Annotated in this window: 15 protein-coding genes; 7 read left to right on the top strand and 8 right to left on the bottom strand. The window is 72.7% G+C overall.

Translation table 11 applies throughout. The features are described from left to right. Window positions 1–65: 65 nt before the first annotated feature. The gene (locus ACFV7Q_RS26250; RefSeq protein ID WP_385431845.1) at window positions 66–473 is read right to left on the bottom strand and encodes a hypothetical protein; all 408 of its coding nucleotides are present in this window, start codon (window positions 471–473) and stop codon (window positions 66–68) included. Between the two features lie 98 nt (window positions 474–571). Next, the gene (locus ACFV7Q_RS26245; RefSeq protein ID WP_385431843.1) at window positions 572–994 is read right to left on the bottom strand and encodes a hypothetical protein; all 423 of its coding nucleotides are present in this window, start codon (window positions 992–994) and stop codon (window positions 572–574) included. A 222-nt stretch (window positions 995–1,216) separates the two neighbouring features. On the opposite strand from ACFV7Q_RS26245, the gene ACFV7Q_RS26240 reads away from it, so the two are divergent. After that, window positions 1,217–1,588, top strand: a complete 372-nt coding sequence (locus ACFV7Q_RS26240; protein ID WP_385431842.1) for a hypothetical protein — start codon at window positions 1,217–1,219, stop codon at window positions 1,586–1,588. 62 nt (window positions 1,589–1,650) lie between these two features. Here ACFV7Q_RS26240 and ACFV7Q_RS26235 read toward each other — a convergent pair whose 3' ends face one another. Further along, a complete protein-coding gene (locus ACFV7Q_RS26235; RefSeq protein ID WP_385431841.1) occupies window positions 1,651–2,577 on the bottom strand; it encodes a cyclase family protein in 927 nt (308 codons plus the stop codon). 110 nt (window positions 2,578–2,687) lie between these two features. Between ACFV7Q_RS26235 and ACFV7Q_RS26230 the strand changes: the two genes are divergently transcribed. From ACFV7Q_RS26230 to ACFV7Q_RS26220, 3 genes are read left to right on the top strand one after another with little or no spacing between them, the layout of a single operon-like run. Continuing rightward, window positions 2,688–3,608: an SDR family NAD(P)-dependent oxidoreductase gene (locus tag ACFV7Q_RS26230; RefSeq protein ID WP_385431840.1), complete on the top strand. Its 921-nt coding sequence runs from the start codon at window positions 2,688–2,690 to the stop codon at window positions 3,606–3,608. 15 nt (window positions 3,609–3,623) lie between these two features. Continuing rightward, the gene (locus ACFV7Q_RS26225) at window positions 3,624–4,850 is read left to right on the top strand and encodes an acyl-CoA dehydrogenase family protein (RefSeq protein WP_385431838.1); all 1,227 of its coding nucleotides are present in this window, start codon (window positions 3,624–3,626) and stop codon (window positions 4,848–4,850) included. Between the two features lie 4 nt (window positions 4,851–4,854). Then, window positions 4,855–5,922 carry a Zn-dependent alcohol dehydrogenase gene (locus tag ACFV7Q_RS26220; RefSeq protein WP_385431837.1) on the top strand — a complete coding sequence of 356 codons (1,068 nt, stop codon included), beginning with the start codon at window positions 4,855–4,857 and terminating at the stop codon, window positions 5,920–5,922. Window positions 5,923–6,081: 159 nt separating this feature from the next. Here ACFV7Q_RS26220 and ACFV7Q_RS26215 read toward each other — a convergent pair whose 3' ends face one another. After that, entirely contained in the window at window positions 6,082–6,729 is a 648-nt protein-coding gene (locus tag ACFV7Q_RS26215; RefSeq protein ID WP_385431880.1) for a flavin reductase family protein, read from the bottom strand. A 259-nt stretch (window positions 6,730–6,988) separates the two neighbouring features. Between ACFV7Q_RS26215 and ACFV7Q_RS26210 the strand changes: the two genes are divergently transcribed. Further along, window positions 6,989–7,777, top strand: a complete 789-nt coding sequence (locus ACFV7Q_RS26210) for a VOC family protein (protein ID WP_385431836.1) — start codon at window positions 6,989–6,991, stop codon at window positions 7,775–7,777. A 44-nt stretch (window positions 7,778–7,821) separates the two neighbouring features. Here ACFV7Q_RS26210 and ACFV7Q_RS26205 read toward each other — a convergent pair whose 3' ends face one another. From ACFV7Q_RS26205 to ACFV7Q_RS26195, 3 genes are all read right to left on the bottom strand, one after another. Continuing rightward, a complete protein-coding gene (locus tag ACFV7Q_RS26205) occupies window positions 7,822–8,658 on the bottom strand; it encodes an enoyl-CoA hydratase/isomerase family protein (RefSeq protein ID WP_385431835.1) in 837 nt (278 codons plus the stop codon). 121 nt (window positions 8,659–8,779) lie between these two features. Further along, window positions 8,780–11,014 carry an acetate--CoA ligase family protein gene (locus ACFV7Q_RS26200; RefSeq protein ID WP_385431833.1) on the bottom strand — a complete coding sequence of 745 codons (2,235 nt, stop codon included), beginning with the start codon at window positions 11,012–11,014 and terminating at the stop codon, window positions 8,780–8,782. 322 nt (window positions 11,015–11,336) lie between these two features. Next, on the bottom strand, window positions 11,337–12,665 hold the full coding sequence (locus ACFV7Q_RS26195; protein WP_385431831.1) for a flavin-containing monooxygenase: 1,329 nt from the start codon (window positions 12,663–12,665) through the stop codon (window positions 11,337–11,339). Window positions 12,666–12,948: 283 nt separating this feature from the next. On the opposite strand from ACFV7Q_RS26195, the gene ACFV7Q_RS26190 reads away from it, so the two are divergent. Both ACFV7Q_RS26190 and ACFV7Q_RS26185 read left to right on the top strand, forming a co-directional pair. Then, window positions 12,949–13,401: a DoxX family membrane protein gene (locus tag ACFV7Q_RS26190; RefSeq protein ID WP_385431878.1), complete on the top strand. Its 453-nt coding sequence runs from the start codon at window positions 12,949–12,951 to the stop codon at window positions 13,399–13,401. After that, a complete protein-coding gene (locus ACFV7Q_RS26185) occupies window positions 13,398–13,829 on the top strand; it encodes a Zn-ribbon domain-containing OB-fold protein (protein WP_385431830.1) in 432 nt (143 codons plus the stop codon). The genes ACFV7Q_RS26190 and ACFV7Q_RS26185 overlap by 4 nt, the downstream gene beginning before the upstream one ends. Before the next feature lie 32 nt (window positions 13,830–13,861). On the opposite strand, the gene ACFV7Q_RS26180 is transcribed toward ACFV7Q_RS26185, so the two are convergent. Continuing rightward, window positions 13,862–14,533 (bottom strand): pyridoxal 5'-phosphate synthase, encoded by a 672-nt coding sequence (locus tag ACFV7Q_RS26180; RefSeq protein ID WP_385431828.1) that lies wholly within the window; start codon window positions 14,531–14,533, stop codon window positions 13,862–13,864. Between the last annotated feature and the right edge of the window lie 104 nt (window positions 14,534–14,637).

Below are 14,637 nucleotides of genomic sequence, written 5' to 3'. Positions count from 1 at the left end.
TGGACGGGCGAGGGTCCCGGTGCTGATTCCACCGGGACCCTCGTACTAATTGTTCAACATCCCTATTACCAGGCGACCTTCACGTAGTCGACGGAGATGTACGTGCCATGGGACACGTCCGTCAGTGAGAAGTAGTGATTGGCCTGCTCGTTCGGGTCGCCGTAGTCCACCCACCCGCAGTAGTTCGTGCGGGTTCCCCTGGAACGGTCCGGAGCGTTAGGGATGTCCTTCCACAGGGTCAGCCCGGCGTAGTTGAATCCGCCGCCGCCGTCCGCTTCGCAGCCCGAGAAGTAGATACCCGTGTAGTCCGAGGTGCTGTTGTTGTCCCACCAGCGGCGCGACTCGTTACCAGCCCGCCACGAGTTGATGGACGACTCGAACTGACCCTCCGCCGTCACGCCAGCGTGCGCCGGAGTCACCGACACCGCACCCAACAGCGCGACACCGGCCATCGCCCCAGCCCACGACTTCAAACCGATCTTCACTCGATCCCCCTTCTGTGTTTCTGGCACCGCCTCTACCAGGCGGCACCCTTGCGGCTCGGGAATCCGACCTCTGATCCGTCCTGCGTCTACCAGGCGACCTTGACGTAGTCGATGTTGATGTAGTCGCCGTTACCGACGTCCGACAGCGAGAAGTAGTAGTCACCCTGGTCGTTCGGGTCGCCGTAGTCCACCCACCCGCAATGGTTGTTCCGGGTGCCCTTGTTGTGGTCCGGGGCGCGGGGGATGTGCTTCCACAGGGTCAGTGACGCGTAGTCGTAGCCGTAGTGGTCGTCATCCGACTTGCATCCCTGGAAGTAGATGCCGGTGTAGTCCCCAGTGCTGTTGTTGTCCCACCAGCGGCGGGACTCCGTCGGAGCCGTCCACCACGAGATGTGGGACTCGAACTGGCCTTCCGCGGTGACGCCTGCGTTTGCCGGCGTGATGCCGCCGATCCCGAGGAACGCAACACCTGCCATCAGGCTGGCTGCCTTCTTGCGCCGTGTACGCATGACCCCTTCCCTCTCTCGTTGGCCCTGTGTGAGGGCATGACAAGGGAGGAGACGTTGTGCTAGGCCTCCCCCCCGAGGCGAACCAGACGCTAACCACGGAATACCTCATTCCGCGAAGAATTTTTCGATTTGGCTCAAATGGACACCCGCCCATACTTCGCACAGGACAGGCCACATCGATAGACCGCCACTCATTTCCGCCCTGCCCAGCCCGCCGCAGCTTTGGCCGAGACCCATAGCCGCCTGAAGCCTGTCTGCACCACCGTCGACGAGAACCAAGCCCCGCGAAAACTGTCCGACTTCAGCCTGTCGATGGTGGGCGCCCCGGAGCTGCTGGGCGAGGCCGAACTGCGCTGCTGGAAGAGCGACGCCATCATGGCTGCCATCGCCCCGCACCGCCTGGACGAGATGGAGGGGCACGAGAGCCGCGCTCTCGCCGCAGCCCTCAGCAGCAACGAGATCGGCCACCTCCAGTACTGGCTCCCCCATTGGGCCGCCGAAACGGAGATCGAGCGCCGACCGGACCTGTCCGCACGCCGCAGCCGCGCCCTGACGGCCGTCCAGGAGCCGCCAGCCGCAGTGACCCCGCTTTAAAAGCGGGCATGGATGCGCTCCGGACTGTGGAGGAAGAGGCCGCTCGGGCGGTGCCACCAGGTCTACAGGACGGCCACCGGGGCGACCGGGGTGCCGACCGCGCCGACGAAGGGTTCCGGCATGGCGGAGAGGAGGAACGCGTAGCGGCCCGTTTCTGCACAGGCTGTGGACAACTCTTCCAGGTTCCAGTTCTGGCCTTGGTGCATGCCCATTTCGACCAGGTGCAGGGCGTGCACCGGGAGCCACAGGTTTTCGATCTCCGGCGGGAAGACCTCGAAGGTGAGGGTGTCGTTGGCGACGGCCGCCACGTCCCGGGCGTGGAACCACTCCGGGGTGCGGACGGACAGCCCCGGGGAGGGGAAGCCGTAGCCGTGCTTGTCGCCGGCCAGGTAGACCTGGATCTGGCCGGTGCGGACCAGGGCGACGTCCCCCGCCCGGACGGTCGTCCCGCCGAACTCCTCCGCCTCCGCCAGGTCCTCCGGGGTCACCGCGTGGCCGCCCGGCAGCCGGTCCAGCCCCTTGGCGCGGGCCACGTCCAGGAGGACGCCGCGCGAGACGACGGGCGCCGCCTTGTCGATCCCGCTGAACTCGGCCCGTCCGTGGGCGGTGATGCTGTCGGCGGGGCGGCCGTTGTAGATGCGGCCCGAGTGGGAGACGTGGGTCAGGGCGTCCCAGTGGGTGCCCGCCTGGAGCCCCATGGTCACGGAGTCGTCGCTGCACGCCACCGTGCCCGGGCCGAACAGCTCCTGGTTGATCCGGACCATCGTGTGCAGGGGGTTGATCCGCCCGGGGATGAGCCCGGCCTGGACGCCGTCCTCCTTCAGGGGGAGCGCCAGCGGAATCCTGCGCCCCGTGCGCACCTCGGCGGCTGCGGCCCGTACCACCGCGTCGGTGATCAGGTTCAGGGTGCCGGTTTCGTCGTCGGCGCCCCAGCGGCCCCAGTTGTTGACGCGCTTCGCGATCTCGTGGAACTCGGCGGGCAGGGCCACGGTCTCATCAGCTCCTCTGCCGTGATTGGCGGCTGCGGCGGGCTTGTGCGGCGGCGTCCGGCTGCCCATAAAATCTAACGGTCCGTCAGAAACCGCGGGAAGGGGTCGGTGTGGGGAACTTCTTGGCAGGCAAGGTCGTGGCGGTCACCGGCGCCGGGCGCGGCATCGGCCGCGCCGTCGCCCTCGCTGCCGCTGCCGAGGGCGCCAGGGTCGTCGTCAACGACTACGGCGTCGGCATCGACGGCGGCGCTCCGACCAGCGAGATAGCCGAGGTCGTGGTGAAGGAGATCCTCGCCGCGGGCGGCGAGGCCGTCGCCGTAGCCGACGACATCTCCACCATGGACGGCGGTCAGCGCGTCGTCGACACCGCGCTCACCCGGTACGGCCGCGTCGACGGCGTCGTATGCGTCGCCGGCATCCTGCGCGAGCGGATGCTGTTCAACATGTCCGAGGAGGAGTGGGACCCGGTCCTCGCCACCCACCTCAAGGGCACCTTCACCGTCTTCCGAGCCGCCTCCGCCGTCATGCGCCGCCAGGGCTGCGGCACCCTCATCGGCTTCACCAGCGGCAACCACCAGGGCTCCGTCGCCCAGGCCAACTACAGCGCCGCCAAGGGCGGCATCATCTCCCTCGTCCGCTCCGCCGCCCTCGGCCTGCACAAGTACGGCGTCACCGCCAACGCCGTCGCCCCCGTCGCCCGCACCCGCATGTCGGCCAACGTCCCGATGGAGCTCAAGGAGATCGGCGAGCCCGAGGACGTCGCCGCCCTCGTCACCTACCTGCTCAGCGACAGGGCCGTCGCCGCCGGCGGGGAGCGCATCACCGGCCAGGTCTACACGATCGCCGGCCCGAAGATCGCCGTCTGGGCCCAGCCGCGCGAACTGCGCGCCGGATACGCCGAGGGCCCCTGGACCCCGGCGAAGATCGCCGACTTCCTGCCCGGCACCGTCGGCACCGACCCGATGCCGATGCTCGCGCAGCTGGAGGCCATGGCCAAGGCGGCGGCCGCCAAGGACCGCCCCAACGCCTAGAAGGGGCGGTACACCGTGGACTTCAGCTTCGGCGCCGAGAACGAGGAGCTGCGCGGGCGTGCCCGGGCCTGGCTCACGCGACACCTCACCGGCCCGTACGCGCAGGCCGCCGGACTCGGCGGGCCCGGCAGCGAACACGAGGGAGTGGGGACGCGCCGCGCGTGGGAGCGCGAACTGGGCCGCGGCGGCTGGATCGGCCAGGGCTGGGACCTGCCGCCCGGAGCGTACGGGCAGCAGCGGCTCTCCCTGACCGGGCAGGTCGTGTGGGCCGAGGAGTACGCCGCCTCGCGCGCCCCCGCCCGCGTCGGCCACATCGGCGAGAACCTCCTCGCCCCCACCCTCGTCACGTACGGCACCCGGGAGCAGCACGACCGCTTCCTGCCCGGCATCGCCCGCGGCGAGGAACTGTGGTGCCAGGGGTACAGCGAGCCCGGGGCCGGCTCCGACCTCGCGGGCGTACGGACCGCCGCCGTACGGGACACCGCCGACGGCCGGCTGCGCGTCACCGGCCAGAAGACGTGGACCTCGCTGGCCCGGGACGCCGACTGGTGCTTCGTGCTCGCCCGCACCGAGCCCGGGTCCCGACGGCACCGGGGGTTGTCGTTCCTCCTCGTACGGATGGACCAGCCGGGCCGGATCGAGGTGCGTCCCATCCGGCAGATGACGGGGACCTCGGAGTTCAACGAGGTCTTCTTCGACGGGGCGGTCGCCGCAGAGGTCGTCGGCGGGGAGGGCAACGGCTGGACGGTGGCCACGGGCCTGCTCGCACTGGAACGCGGGGTCTCCACCCTGGTCCAGCAGATCGGCTTCGCGGCGGAACTGGAGCGCGTCCTGGCCGCGTACGCCGCCGCCACCGGGGGCGCCGCCGGCGCCGGGGACCCCGTACTCCGCGACCGGCTCGTACGCCAGTGGGCCGAGCTGCGCACCATGCGCTGGAACGCACTGCGCACCCTCGGTACCGCCGGCGCCGCGGACGGCGGTCCCGGCGCGCCCAGCGTGGCCAAGCTGCTGTGGGGCGGCTGGCACCGGCGGCTCGGCGAGCTGGCGGTGGCGGTCCGGGGCGCGGCGGCCACGGCCGGGCCCGCGGCCTGGGCGCCGGACCTCCCGTACGGGCCCGGGCTCGACGAGGACCAGCGGCTGTTCCTGTTCACCCGCGCCGACACGATCTACGGCGGCTCGGACGAGATCCAGCGGAACATCATCGCCGAGCGGGTGCTCGGCCTGCCCAGAGAGGCGCGGTGAAGGCATGAGGGGCGTCGTGTTCGACGGCAAGCAGGCCCGGGTGGTGGACGATCTGGAGGTACGCGATCCGGGGTCGGGCGAGGTCCTGGTCGCGATAGCGGCGGCCGGGCTGTGCCACAGCGACCTGTCGGTGATCGACGGGACGATCCCGTTCCCCCCGCCGGTGGTGCTGGGGCATGAGGGAGCCGGGGTCGTCGAGGCAGTGGGGGCGGGGGTGACGCACGTGGCACCCGGGGACCACGTGTCGCTGTCGACGCTCGCCAACTGCGGGGCCTGCGCCGACTGCGACCGGGGCCGGCCGACCATGTGCCGCAAGGCGATCGGAATGCCGGGACAGCCCTTCTCGCGCGGCGGGAAGCCGCTGTTCCAGTTCGCCTCGAACTCCGCCTTCGCCGAGCGCACGGTCGTCAAGGCCGTGCAGGCCGTGAAGGTCCCCGACGACGTCCCGATGACCTCGGCCGCCCTGATCGGTTGCGGCGTGCTGACCGGTGTCGGGGCGGTGTTCAACCGGGCGCGCGTGGACCGGGGCGATTCGGTGGTCGTCATCGGCGCGGGCGGGATCGGGCTCAACGTGCTGCAGGGGGCCCGCATCGCGGGGGCCACGACCATCGTCGCCGTGGACGCGAACCCGGCCAAGGAGGCGGTGGCCCGGCAGTTCGGGGCCACGCACTTCGTGGACGCCTCGGCGGTCGCCGACGCGCCGGCGGCGGTGAAGGAGATCCTCCCGACGGGCACGGACCACGCCTTCGAGTGCGTCGGCGACGTACGGCTGATCCGCCAGGCGATCGACCTGCTGGACCGGCACGGGCAGGCCGTGCTGCTGGGCGTGCCCGGTTTCACCGAGGAGGCGTCCTTCCGGGTGTCGTCGATGTACCTCGACAAGACCGTGATGGGCTGCCGGTACGGGTCCTCGCGGCCGCAGCGGGACATCGCCCTGTACGCGGAGCTGTACCGGAAGGGGCAGCTGCTGCTCGACGAGCTGGTGACCGAGGTCTACCCGGTCGAGGACTTCGCGAAGGCGGTGGACGACGCGAAGCACGGGCGGGTGGCGCGCGGGGTGCTCACCTTCTGAACGGGTGCACGGGCCGGCGCAGGACCGCTCCCGAGCTCCGGCCCGCCGTGCACGCCGTACGCCCCTCCGGCCGACCGGAGGGGCGTACGGCTGCTGGGGGAGTGGCGGCGGTGGGGGCAGTGGGCGGGGGAGTGGGGCTGGGGAGGTCCGGCCGTCGGGTCAGGCGTCGTCCGCGAGCCGGCCGAAGCGCCCCCGGTGGAACAGCAGCGGCCCCTCGTCCGCGCCGGCGCCCAGGGCCTCCACCCGGCCGACCACGATCAGGTGGTCGCCGCCGGTGTGCACGGCGTGGATCCGGCAGTCGATCCAGGCGGGAACCCCGTCGAGCAGCGGGGATCCGGTCGCGGGGGCGGGGGAGTGGGGGACCCCGGCGAACTTGTCGGCACCGCTGACGGCGAACCGGCGGCAGAGCTCACCCTGCCCGGCGCCGAGGACGTTGACGCAGAACACGCCCGCGCGGGCGATCCGCGGCCAGCTGGTGGACGTACGGCCCACCATGAAGACGACCAGCGGCGGGTCCAGCGACAGCGAGGCGAAGGACTGGCAGGCGAAGCCGGCCGGGCCGTCGTCGCCCCCGCCGGGCGGGGCGGTGACGACGGTGACGCCGCTGGCGAAGTGCCCGAGCACGGTCCGGAACTCGGCGGGGCCGACGGGCGCGCGCTCGTCCTCGCCGACGGCCCGCAGGTCGGGTCGGGGCAGGACGGAGGGCTCCGGCTCGTATGCGGCGGAGCCGGGGCCGGGGCCGGAACCCGGTGGGCCGACTGACCTGAGGTACCGGACGACGGTGGCCGCCATCCCTGCGTGTCCCATCACACCACCGATTGAAACTGACGGATCGTCAGATGTGAAGCCATGTGCGCGAGCCCGTGCGGAGGGGAGGGGTTCGGCCGAACGGAGGAATCGGTCGTGGCCGTGGGCGCAGGCGGAGCGGCACCGCCGGGTCGGCCTGGGCAAGGTGGCCCCGGACCGCCACCCGCACCCACCCGCACCCACCCGCACCCGTACGCACCCGTACGCGCATCCGCGCGCCGTGCGCACACACCCAGCTTCCCCACCCACAGGAGGAACCGTGCTCGGAACCGACTTCCGCAAGGGCTCGCCCAATTGGCTCGACCTCGGCACGCCCGACACCGCCGCGACCGCCGCCTTCTACGGCGCGGTCTTCGGCTGGGACCACGTCTCCGCCGGGCCCGATGCCGGCGGGTACGGCTTCCTGAAGCGCGACGGCAAGACGGTCGCCGGGCTCGGTCAGCTGACCGAGGAGGGCGCGAAGTCGGCCTGGATGGTCTACTTCATGACCCCGGACGTCCGGGACACCGTCGAGGCGGTCAAGAACGGCGGCGGGCGGATCCGCATGGAGCCGGAGGACGCCATGGCGGAGGGCTGGCTCGCCCAGGCCACCGACCCGCAGGGCGCGGAGTTCGCGCTGTGGCAGCCCGGGAAGACCGCCGGGTTCGAGGTGGCGTCCGCTGAGAACGCGCTGCTGTGGGTCGAGCTCCACGTACCGGATCCCGCCGCGGCCTTCGCCTTCTACGGCGGGCTCTTCGGCTGGCGCGGCGAGGAGATGCAGGCGCCCGGAATGACGTACCGCGTGCTCAGCGTCGAGGAGGGCGACCAGCAGGAGGGCTCGTTCGGCGGGATCGCCCCGATGGGTGACGGAGGAAGCGGCGGGGAGCGGCCGCGCTGGGTGCCGTACTTCCACGTGGCGGACGCCGACGCGACCGAAGCGGCCGCGGTGAACGCGGGCGGCACGGTGCTGATGCCCTCGACGGACGTGCCGGACGTCGGCCGGATCGCCTGGCTGGCGGACCCCTTCGACGCGGTGTTCGCCCTGCTGAAGCCCAACCCGCAGATGTAGCGGGTAGTCGGCGGCCAGGTGGGGGAGGGGGAGCCGGGGCCGGGTCAGCGGCCCAGGTACTTCGGTGTGCGGCGCTCCACGAAGCTCGCCACTCCCTCCGCCGCGTCGGCCGTCGTCATGTTGATCTCCTGAGCGGTGGCCTCCGCGGCCAGGGCCGCCGCCCGGTCGCCGTCCAGGGAGCCGTTGACCAGCTGCTTGGCCAGGGCGATCGCCCGCGTCGGGCCCTGCGCCAGGCGCTCGGCCCACTCCCGGGCGCACGCCTCCAGTTCCCCGTCGGGGACCACCCGGTTGACGAGGCCGAGCCGCTGGGCTTCCGCCGCCGGGACCGCGTCCCCGAAGAAGATCAGCTCTTTGGCGCGCTGCGGGCCCACCAGGCGCGGGAGCAGGTAGGCGCCGCCCCCGTCGGGGACCAGGCCACGGCGGACGAACACCTCGATGAAGCGGGCCGACTCGGCCGCCACCACCAGGTCACAGGCGAGCGCGAGGTGCGCGCCGATGCCGGCCGCGGTGCCGTTGACGGCGGCGATGACCGGCTTCTCGCAGTCGAGCACGGCCGTGATCAGGCGCTGCGCCCCGAGCCGGATCATCCGCGCCACATCGCCGGCGACCCGTTCGCCGCCGGTGGCGGGTGCGCCGCGCAGGTCGGCGCCCGCGCAGAAGCCCCGGCCGGTGGCGGTGAGGACGACGGCCCGGACGGCGGGGTCCGCGGAGGCCTCGGCGAGCAGCGCGATGATGCGTTCGCGCTGGTCCCAGGTCACGGCGTTCATGGCCTCGGGGCGGTTGAGGGTGATCCACGAGACCCCGTTGTCAGTGCGGTGCCGCACCCGTGTGTCGAGGGGGCGTGTGGCCGGTGGGGGTTCGGCTCGGGGGGAGTCGGTCATGGGTGAGTCGCTCCGGTTCGGGGTGTGGAGGGAACGGGTCGCGGGGGCCGTGGGGCCTGCGCGGGCGGTACGGGCAGCGGCCCGGGCCCCGGCCGTCGGGGCTGCGCCGCCGCCCGCGGTGTCAGCGGCAGACGGCCAGGGCGTCCAGTGCCACCGCTCCCTGTCCGCGCGGCAGCACCACCAGCGGGTTGATGTCGAGCTCCGACAGGACACCGCCCAGCTCCAACGCCATCCGCTGCACCCGCAGAACGACCTCGACCAGCGCGTCGGCATCGGCCGGGGGCGCCCCCCGGACCCCGTCCAGCAGGGCACGACCGCGGAGTTCGGCCAACATCGCCCGGGCCTGGTCCTCGCCGAACGGCGGCACCCGTACCGCCGCGTCGTGCAGCACCTCGACCAGCACCCCGCCCAGCCCGACCGTCACGGTCGGGCCGAAGAGCGCGTCCTGCGTGACGCCGACGAACATCTCGACCCCGCGCCGCACCATCTGGCAGACGAGGATCCCGTCCAGCGGGATGTTCTCGTACCGCGCGATGTCCGTGAGCTCCCGGTACGCGTCCCGGATCTGGCTCGCCGAGGTCAGCCCGATCTTCACCAGCCCCAGCTCCGTCTTGTGCGCGAGCTGCGGGCCCGAGGCCTTCATCACCACCGGGTAGCCGACCAGGCCCGCCGCGCGGACCGCGGCGGCCGCGCTGGTGACGAGCTGCTCGCGCGGGACCCGGATGCCGTACGCCCGCAGCAGCTGTTTCGCCGCGTGCTCGCTGAGCTGCTGGCCCGGGCGCATCAGCGCCTGCGCCTTGCGGTGGGAGGGGGAGGGGGTCCGGGGGGCGTCGTCGAAGGGGGACCGGTAGCCGTTGGTGAAGCGGTGGTGGTCGAGGTAGGCGCGGACGGCGGTGATGCAGTTGCCGAAGGTGCGGAAGGTGGCCACGCGGGAGGACCCGAGCAGGGTGGTGCGGTAGGCGTCCTCGGTGCCGACGGGCGAGCCCCAGACCACGCAGATCAGCTTGTCGGTCTCTTCGGCGGCGTCCACCAGGTCCTGGGCGAGCCGGTCGCTCATCGGCGGGAAGGGGCCGGTGATCGGACAGATCAGCACACCCACGGAGGGGTCGGCGAGGATCGCGTCGATGATCTTCCGGCCGCGCCAGTCGCCGACCGGGTGGCCGCCGTTGTCGACGGGATTGGCGACGTTCAGGTAGTCCGGGATCCACTGGTGGAGCTCGTCCTGCTTGCCCTGCGGGAGCGTGGGCAGGTGGAGGCCGGCCTCGGTGGCGAGGTCGGAGAAGTGGGCTCCGGTGCCGCCGGAGATGGAGTAGACGACGACCCCGTCGGCCCGGGGCCGACGGGCCCGGGCGAGCAGCGCGGCGGTGTCCTGCAGCTCGTCCAGGGCATCGACGCGGATGACGCCGAACTGGCGCATCGCGGCGTCGACGACGGCGTCCGCGCCGGTGAGCTTGCCGGTGTGGGAGGCGGCGGTCCGTGCGCCGGTCTCGGTGCGACCGACCTTGACGGCGACGACCGGGACCCCGTTGCGGGCGGCCCGGTCGGCGGCCAGGAGGAACGACCGGCCGTCCTTGAGGCCCTCCACGTAGCAGGCGATCGCGCCGACTTCGGGCTGCTCGGCGAAGTAGGAGATGAAGTCGGCGGTTTCGAGATCGGCCTCGTTGCCCGTGGGAGCCCAGTGGGAGAGCCGTATGCCCAGCTCCTGGAGGGTGTACACGGGCCGCCCCTGGTGACCGGACTGGGTGATCAGCGCGATGGCGGGGCCCGGGAGGTCGTCGCGGAACTCCTGGAAGGCGTTCAGGTTGGTGTTGGGCCCGAGGAGGCGGAGGCCCGATCGCCGGACGGCGGCGGCGAGCCGCGCCTGGGCGGCCGCGCCCGCATCGCCGGTCTCGGCGAAGCCGGAGGCGAAGGCGACGGCGAACTTCACCTTGGCCTCGGCCAGCTCCTCGATCACCGGGACGGGGTCGCCGACGAGCAGCACCGCCAGGTCCACCTGCTCGGGCAGCGCGGCCACCGAGGCGTGGCAGGGCAGCCCGAAAACGGTGGTGCGGGTCGGGTGCACGAGGTGGATCCGGGCGCCGACGCGCTCCGCCCAGGCGATGAGCTGCCGGGTGATGCCGGTGTGGGGCCTGCCGTCGGCGTCGGAGGCGCCGATGACGGCGACGGACCCGGGCCGGAAGAACCGGTCCAGGTCCGGTACCTCGGAGTCGAGGGGCCGTCCGCTCACGTCCAGGGCGATCGCATCCTCGGCGGAGGCCGGTGCGGTGGAGTGGACGGCTTCCCGGGGGGTCTCCCCGCAGGCCTCGACGCGCGCGCGGAAGTCGGTGGTCAGGGTGCCGTGAGTAGATCCAAGCATCGCTTCGCCCGCTCCCTGCTCGATGGACGACCAGCTTCAGTGGCGATTACTGACGTGTAGTCAGATTCTCGGTCAGGACCAGATTACTGAACTGACATGCCGTCAGGAACACTGCGGTGCAGGAAAGGTGGTGGAGGAGATGTGTGGAAGGGAACGGTGACAGATGCGGGAGGCGCGGGTCCAGGGGTGGATTCGGTCGAGGTTGAGGGAGGGGAAGGAGTCGGCCAGGCGGCGGACGGCGGCCAGGCGGCGGGACGGCGGCGAGGAAGGGGCGGCGGACGCGGGTGGGCCGGGGGTGCGGCCGGGCCGGGAGCGAGCTCGGTCAGGCGAGGGGGTCGACCGGGCGGAGGCCGGTGTCCGGCAGGGCCTCGTCCCGGCTCCGACTCGCTGAGCCGACGCCGAGGCGGCGGGCCAGCACCTTGGCGATCTTCTCGGCGTCCAGCGCCATCTCGCGGAACATTCCGCTGATGGGGTTGCTGAAGCCGGTGAAGTACAGGCCCGGCGCGTGGGGCAGGGTGCGCGCGCCGTGCGTGCGGGGCCTTCCGCGCTCGTCGAGCACGTCCAGGTGCCCGACCAGGCCCTCCAGGGCCCGCCGGTACCCGGTGGCTGCGATCACCACGTCCGGGGCGATCCGCGAGCCGTCGGCGAGCACCACCTCCGCGCCGTCGAAGGAGTCCACCGCGGCGACGGGCTCGACCCGTCCGGCACGGACGGCGTCGATCAGGCCGACGTCCTGCACCGGGATCGCCCCCTGCCCCACCCGGCTGTACAGGCCGGTGGTGGGGCGGGGGAGCCCGTACGCCGACAGGTCCGGGACGGACGCCTTGGCGATGAGCCGGCCCAGTCGGTCCACGAGCGGCACGGGCAGCCGCCGCACCAGGATCCCGCTGCGCTGGGCGGGCCAGCCGGCGGTGGAGCGGCGCACGATGTGCGGGGCGGTCCGCACGGCGAGCCGCACCCGCGCGGCACCGCCTTCGGCGAGGTCGACGGCTATCTCGGCGCCGGTGTTGCCGACGCCGACCACGAGGACGTCCAGGCCGGCGTACGGCTCCGCGTTCCGGTAGTCGCGGGCGTGCAGCAGCCGGCCGCCGTACGCGTCCCGGCCCGGCCAGTCGGGGACCGCGGGCGTGTGGTTGAACCCGGTGGCGACGACCACGGCCCGGCCGGTGAGCACCCGCCCGCCGCTGGCGTGCAGGAGCCAGGCGTCGGATTCGGGGCGGCCGGCCTTCCGCTTCTTCTTGCGGCCGGTCTTGCGCTTGCGCCCGCTGGTGGGTTCGGCGTCTTCGGTGTCGTCGGTGTGCGGGGCGCGTTCGATGCGGGTCACCTCGACGCCGGTGACGAGCTCCAGCTCGTGGAGCTCGGCGTACTTCTCCAGGTACTGCACCACGTCGTCGCGGGACACCCACCGGCCGAACCGGCGGGGCATCGCCAGACCCGGCAGGGCGGAGAGCCGCCGGGTGGTGTGCAGGTGGAGGCGGTCGTAGTGGCCGCGCCAGGACGATCCGACCGTGTCGGTCTTCTCGACGACCACCGCGCGGATCCCGCGAGCGCGCAGCGCGGCGGCCGCGGCGAGCCCGCCGGGCCCGGCCCCTATGACGTACACGGGGCGGGGCTGGGTGGTCATGTCGGGCGTGGCGGGGACTCCGGGCATGAGGAGTGAGCGTATCGACACACAGCGTTGTTGGGTCTCGGAGAAGGAGGGAATCGATTGCGGATCGGTCACGGCGGGCGTGGAGCGCCGTCGCGGAATGCGGGTGACGGGCGGGTGCCGGCCTGGTGGGTGCCGGCCCGGTGGGTGCCGGCCCGGTGGGTGCCGGCCCGGTGGGTGGGTGCGGGTGCGCGCGGGTACCGGCGGGCGGGGCCTTGCGGGATCGACCGGGATCCGCTCAACTGACGTACCGTCAGATTCGTGGAGAGGGAAAGCGGGGGTGCCGATGCAGACCGTCTGGCTCAGTGGGGCGGAGTGGCTCGCCGTGCTCCGGATGGGCCTCGGCCTGTGGTGGCTGGAGAGCTGGCGCCACAAGGACAAGAAGGGGTGGTTCGAACGCGGCACCGGCATCGCATGGGCCGCCGACGTCGCGGGCAAGCACCGCTGGCCGTTCGTGGCGCGAGGCTTCGAGAAGGTCGTCGGGCCCAGGCCGCGGCTGATGGCGTACGTCGTCGTCTACGCGGAACTCGCACTCGGCCTGGGCCTGGTCCTCGGGTTCCTCACACCGGTCGCGCTGGTGGGAGGGCTGCTGCTGAACCTGCTCTACCTGCTCCTGATGATCCACGACTGGGCGGAGCAGGGGCAGAACGCGATGATGATGCTCGTCTCCCTCGTCGCGCTCTTCGCCATGGGCTGGCAGACCTGGTCCCTCGACGCGGCGCTGGGACTCTTCCGGTGAGCGCGGGGGCGACGGCCGGTGGCCCGCGGTACGACCTGCCGGACGTGGACGAGTTCACCCGCCCCTACTGGGAGGCGGCCGCGGAAGGGCGGCTCCTGCTGCGCCGCTGTGCGCGGTGCGGGCGGGCGCACCACTACCCGCGGGAGTTCTGCCCGTTCTGCTGGGCGGGGGAGGAGCACGTCGTCTGGGAGCGGGCCGGCGGGAGCGCCACCCTCTACACCTGGTCCGTGGTCCACCGCAACGACCTGCCACCGTTCGGGCAGCGCGTCCCGTACGCGGCCGCGGTCGTCGACCTCGCCGAGGGGCCGCGGATGATGACGGAGGTCGTCGACTGCGACCCGGCGGACCTCCGCGTCGGGATGCCGCTGGAGGTGGCGTTCCGCGAGGCGGCGGAGGGCGTGTGGGTGCCGGTGTTCCGCCCGCGGTGAGCCGTGCGTCACCCCAGATGGTGCGGGGGAGGTCAGGGCCAGAGCAGCTCGCGGACCCAGGCGGAGGCGTCCGGCGTGCGGCGGTAGCGCAGGCGGACGTGCCGGCGGGCGGCGTCGCCCTGGAAGAACTCGACCTCGACGGGGTCGAGGACGTACCGCGTCCAGGTCGGGGCGGGGGCGTCCGGTTCCGCACCGGCCCGCTCCCATGCGGCGGCCGAGGCCTCGGCCAGCTCCCGTACGGAGCCGAGAGCCTCGCTCTGCCGGCCGGTGAGCGCCGCGGCGAGCGCGCCCCGCGACCGGACCGCCAGGTCCGCCCGGCTCTCGGTCGGGTCGCAGGCGGTGACGCGGCCCCGGACGCGGACCTGGCGGCCCACCGCGGGCCAGTAGAACACCAGCGCCGCGTCCGGCTGCCCGGTCAGCTGGCGGCCCTTGGCGCTGGTGGCGTGCGAGGCGAAGTGCCAGCCGCGCGAGTCGGCGTCGTGCAGCATCAGGATCCGGACGTCGGGCCGCCCCTCCGCGTCCACGGTGGCCAGGCCCATCGTGTGCGGCTCGACCTGCCCCGCCCGGGCGGCGTGCACGAACCACTCCCGGAACAGCGGCACCGGCGCGTCGGGCGCGGCTGCGGGGTCGAAGGCGGGGAGTTGGGTGTCCCAGACGCGCAGCGAGTGCAGGGCGTCGTGGAACTCGTCGGTCTCACTGTGCATGGGGCCAGGTTGACGTGCTCCCTGGCCTAAAGTCCAGGGATTCCGGCGTGGGTCGGCTGACCCTTCCGGGGGCTTCCTGCTTCACCGCGCTGTGCGGGCACGTG

This window comes from Streptomyces sp. NPDC059851 (genome assembly GCF_042732005.1).
Taxonomy (GTDB): Bacteria; Actinomycetota; Actinomycetes; order Streptomycetales; family Streptomycetaceae; genus Streptomyces.
The sequence above is the reverse complement of the archived record's forward strand: the minus strand, read 5'-3'. Positions and strand labels throughout refer to the sequence as shown.

Coding starts and splice junctions, on each gene's coding strand:
- ACFV7Q_RS26245 (WP_385431843.1), bottom strand. CDS start 994: ATGCGTACACGGCGCAAGAAGGCAGCCAGCCTGATGGCAGGTGTTGCG.
- ACFV7Q_RS26220 (WP_385431837.1), top strand. CDS start 4,855: ATGAGGGGCGTCGTGTTCGACGGCAAGCAGGCCCGGGTGGTGGACGAT.
- ACFV7Q_RS26215 (WP_385431880.1), bottom strand. CDS start 6,729: ATGGGACACGCAGGGATGGCGGCCACCGTCGTCCGGTACCTCAGGTCA.
- ACFV7Q_RS26205 (WP_385431835.1), bottom strand. CDS start 8,658: ATGACCGACTCCCCCCGAGCCGAACCCCCACCGGCCACACGCCCCCTC.
- ACFV7Q_RS26200 (WP_385431833.1), bottom strand. CDS start 11,014: ATGCTTGGATCTACTCACGGCACCCTGACCACCGACTTCCGCGCGCGC.
- ACFV7Q_RS26195 (WP_385431831.1), bottom strand. CDS start 12,665: ATGCCCGGAGTCCCCGCCACGCCCGACATGACCACCCAGCCCCGCCCC.
- ACFV7Q_RS26190 (WP_385431878.1), top strand. CDS start 12,949: ATGCAGACCGTCTGGCTCAGTGGGGCGGAGTGGCTCGCCGTGCTCCGG.
- ACFV7Q_RS26180 (WP_385431828.1), bottom strand. CDS start 14,533: ATGCACAGTGAGACCGACGAGTTCCACGACGCCCTGCACTCGCTGCGC.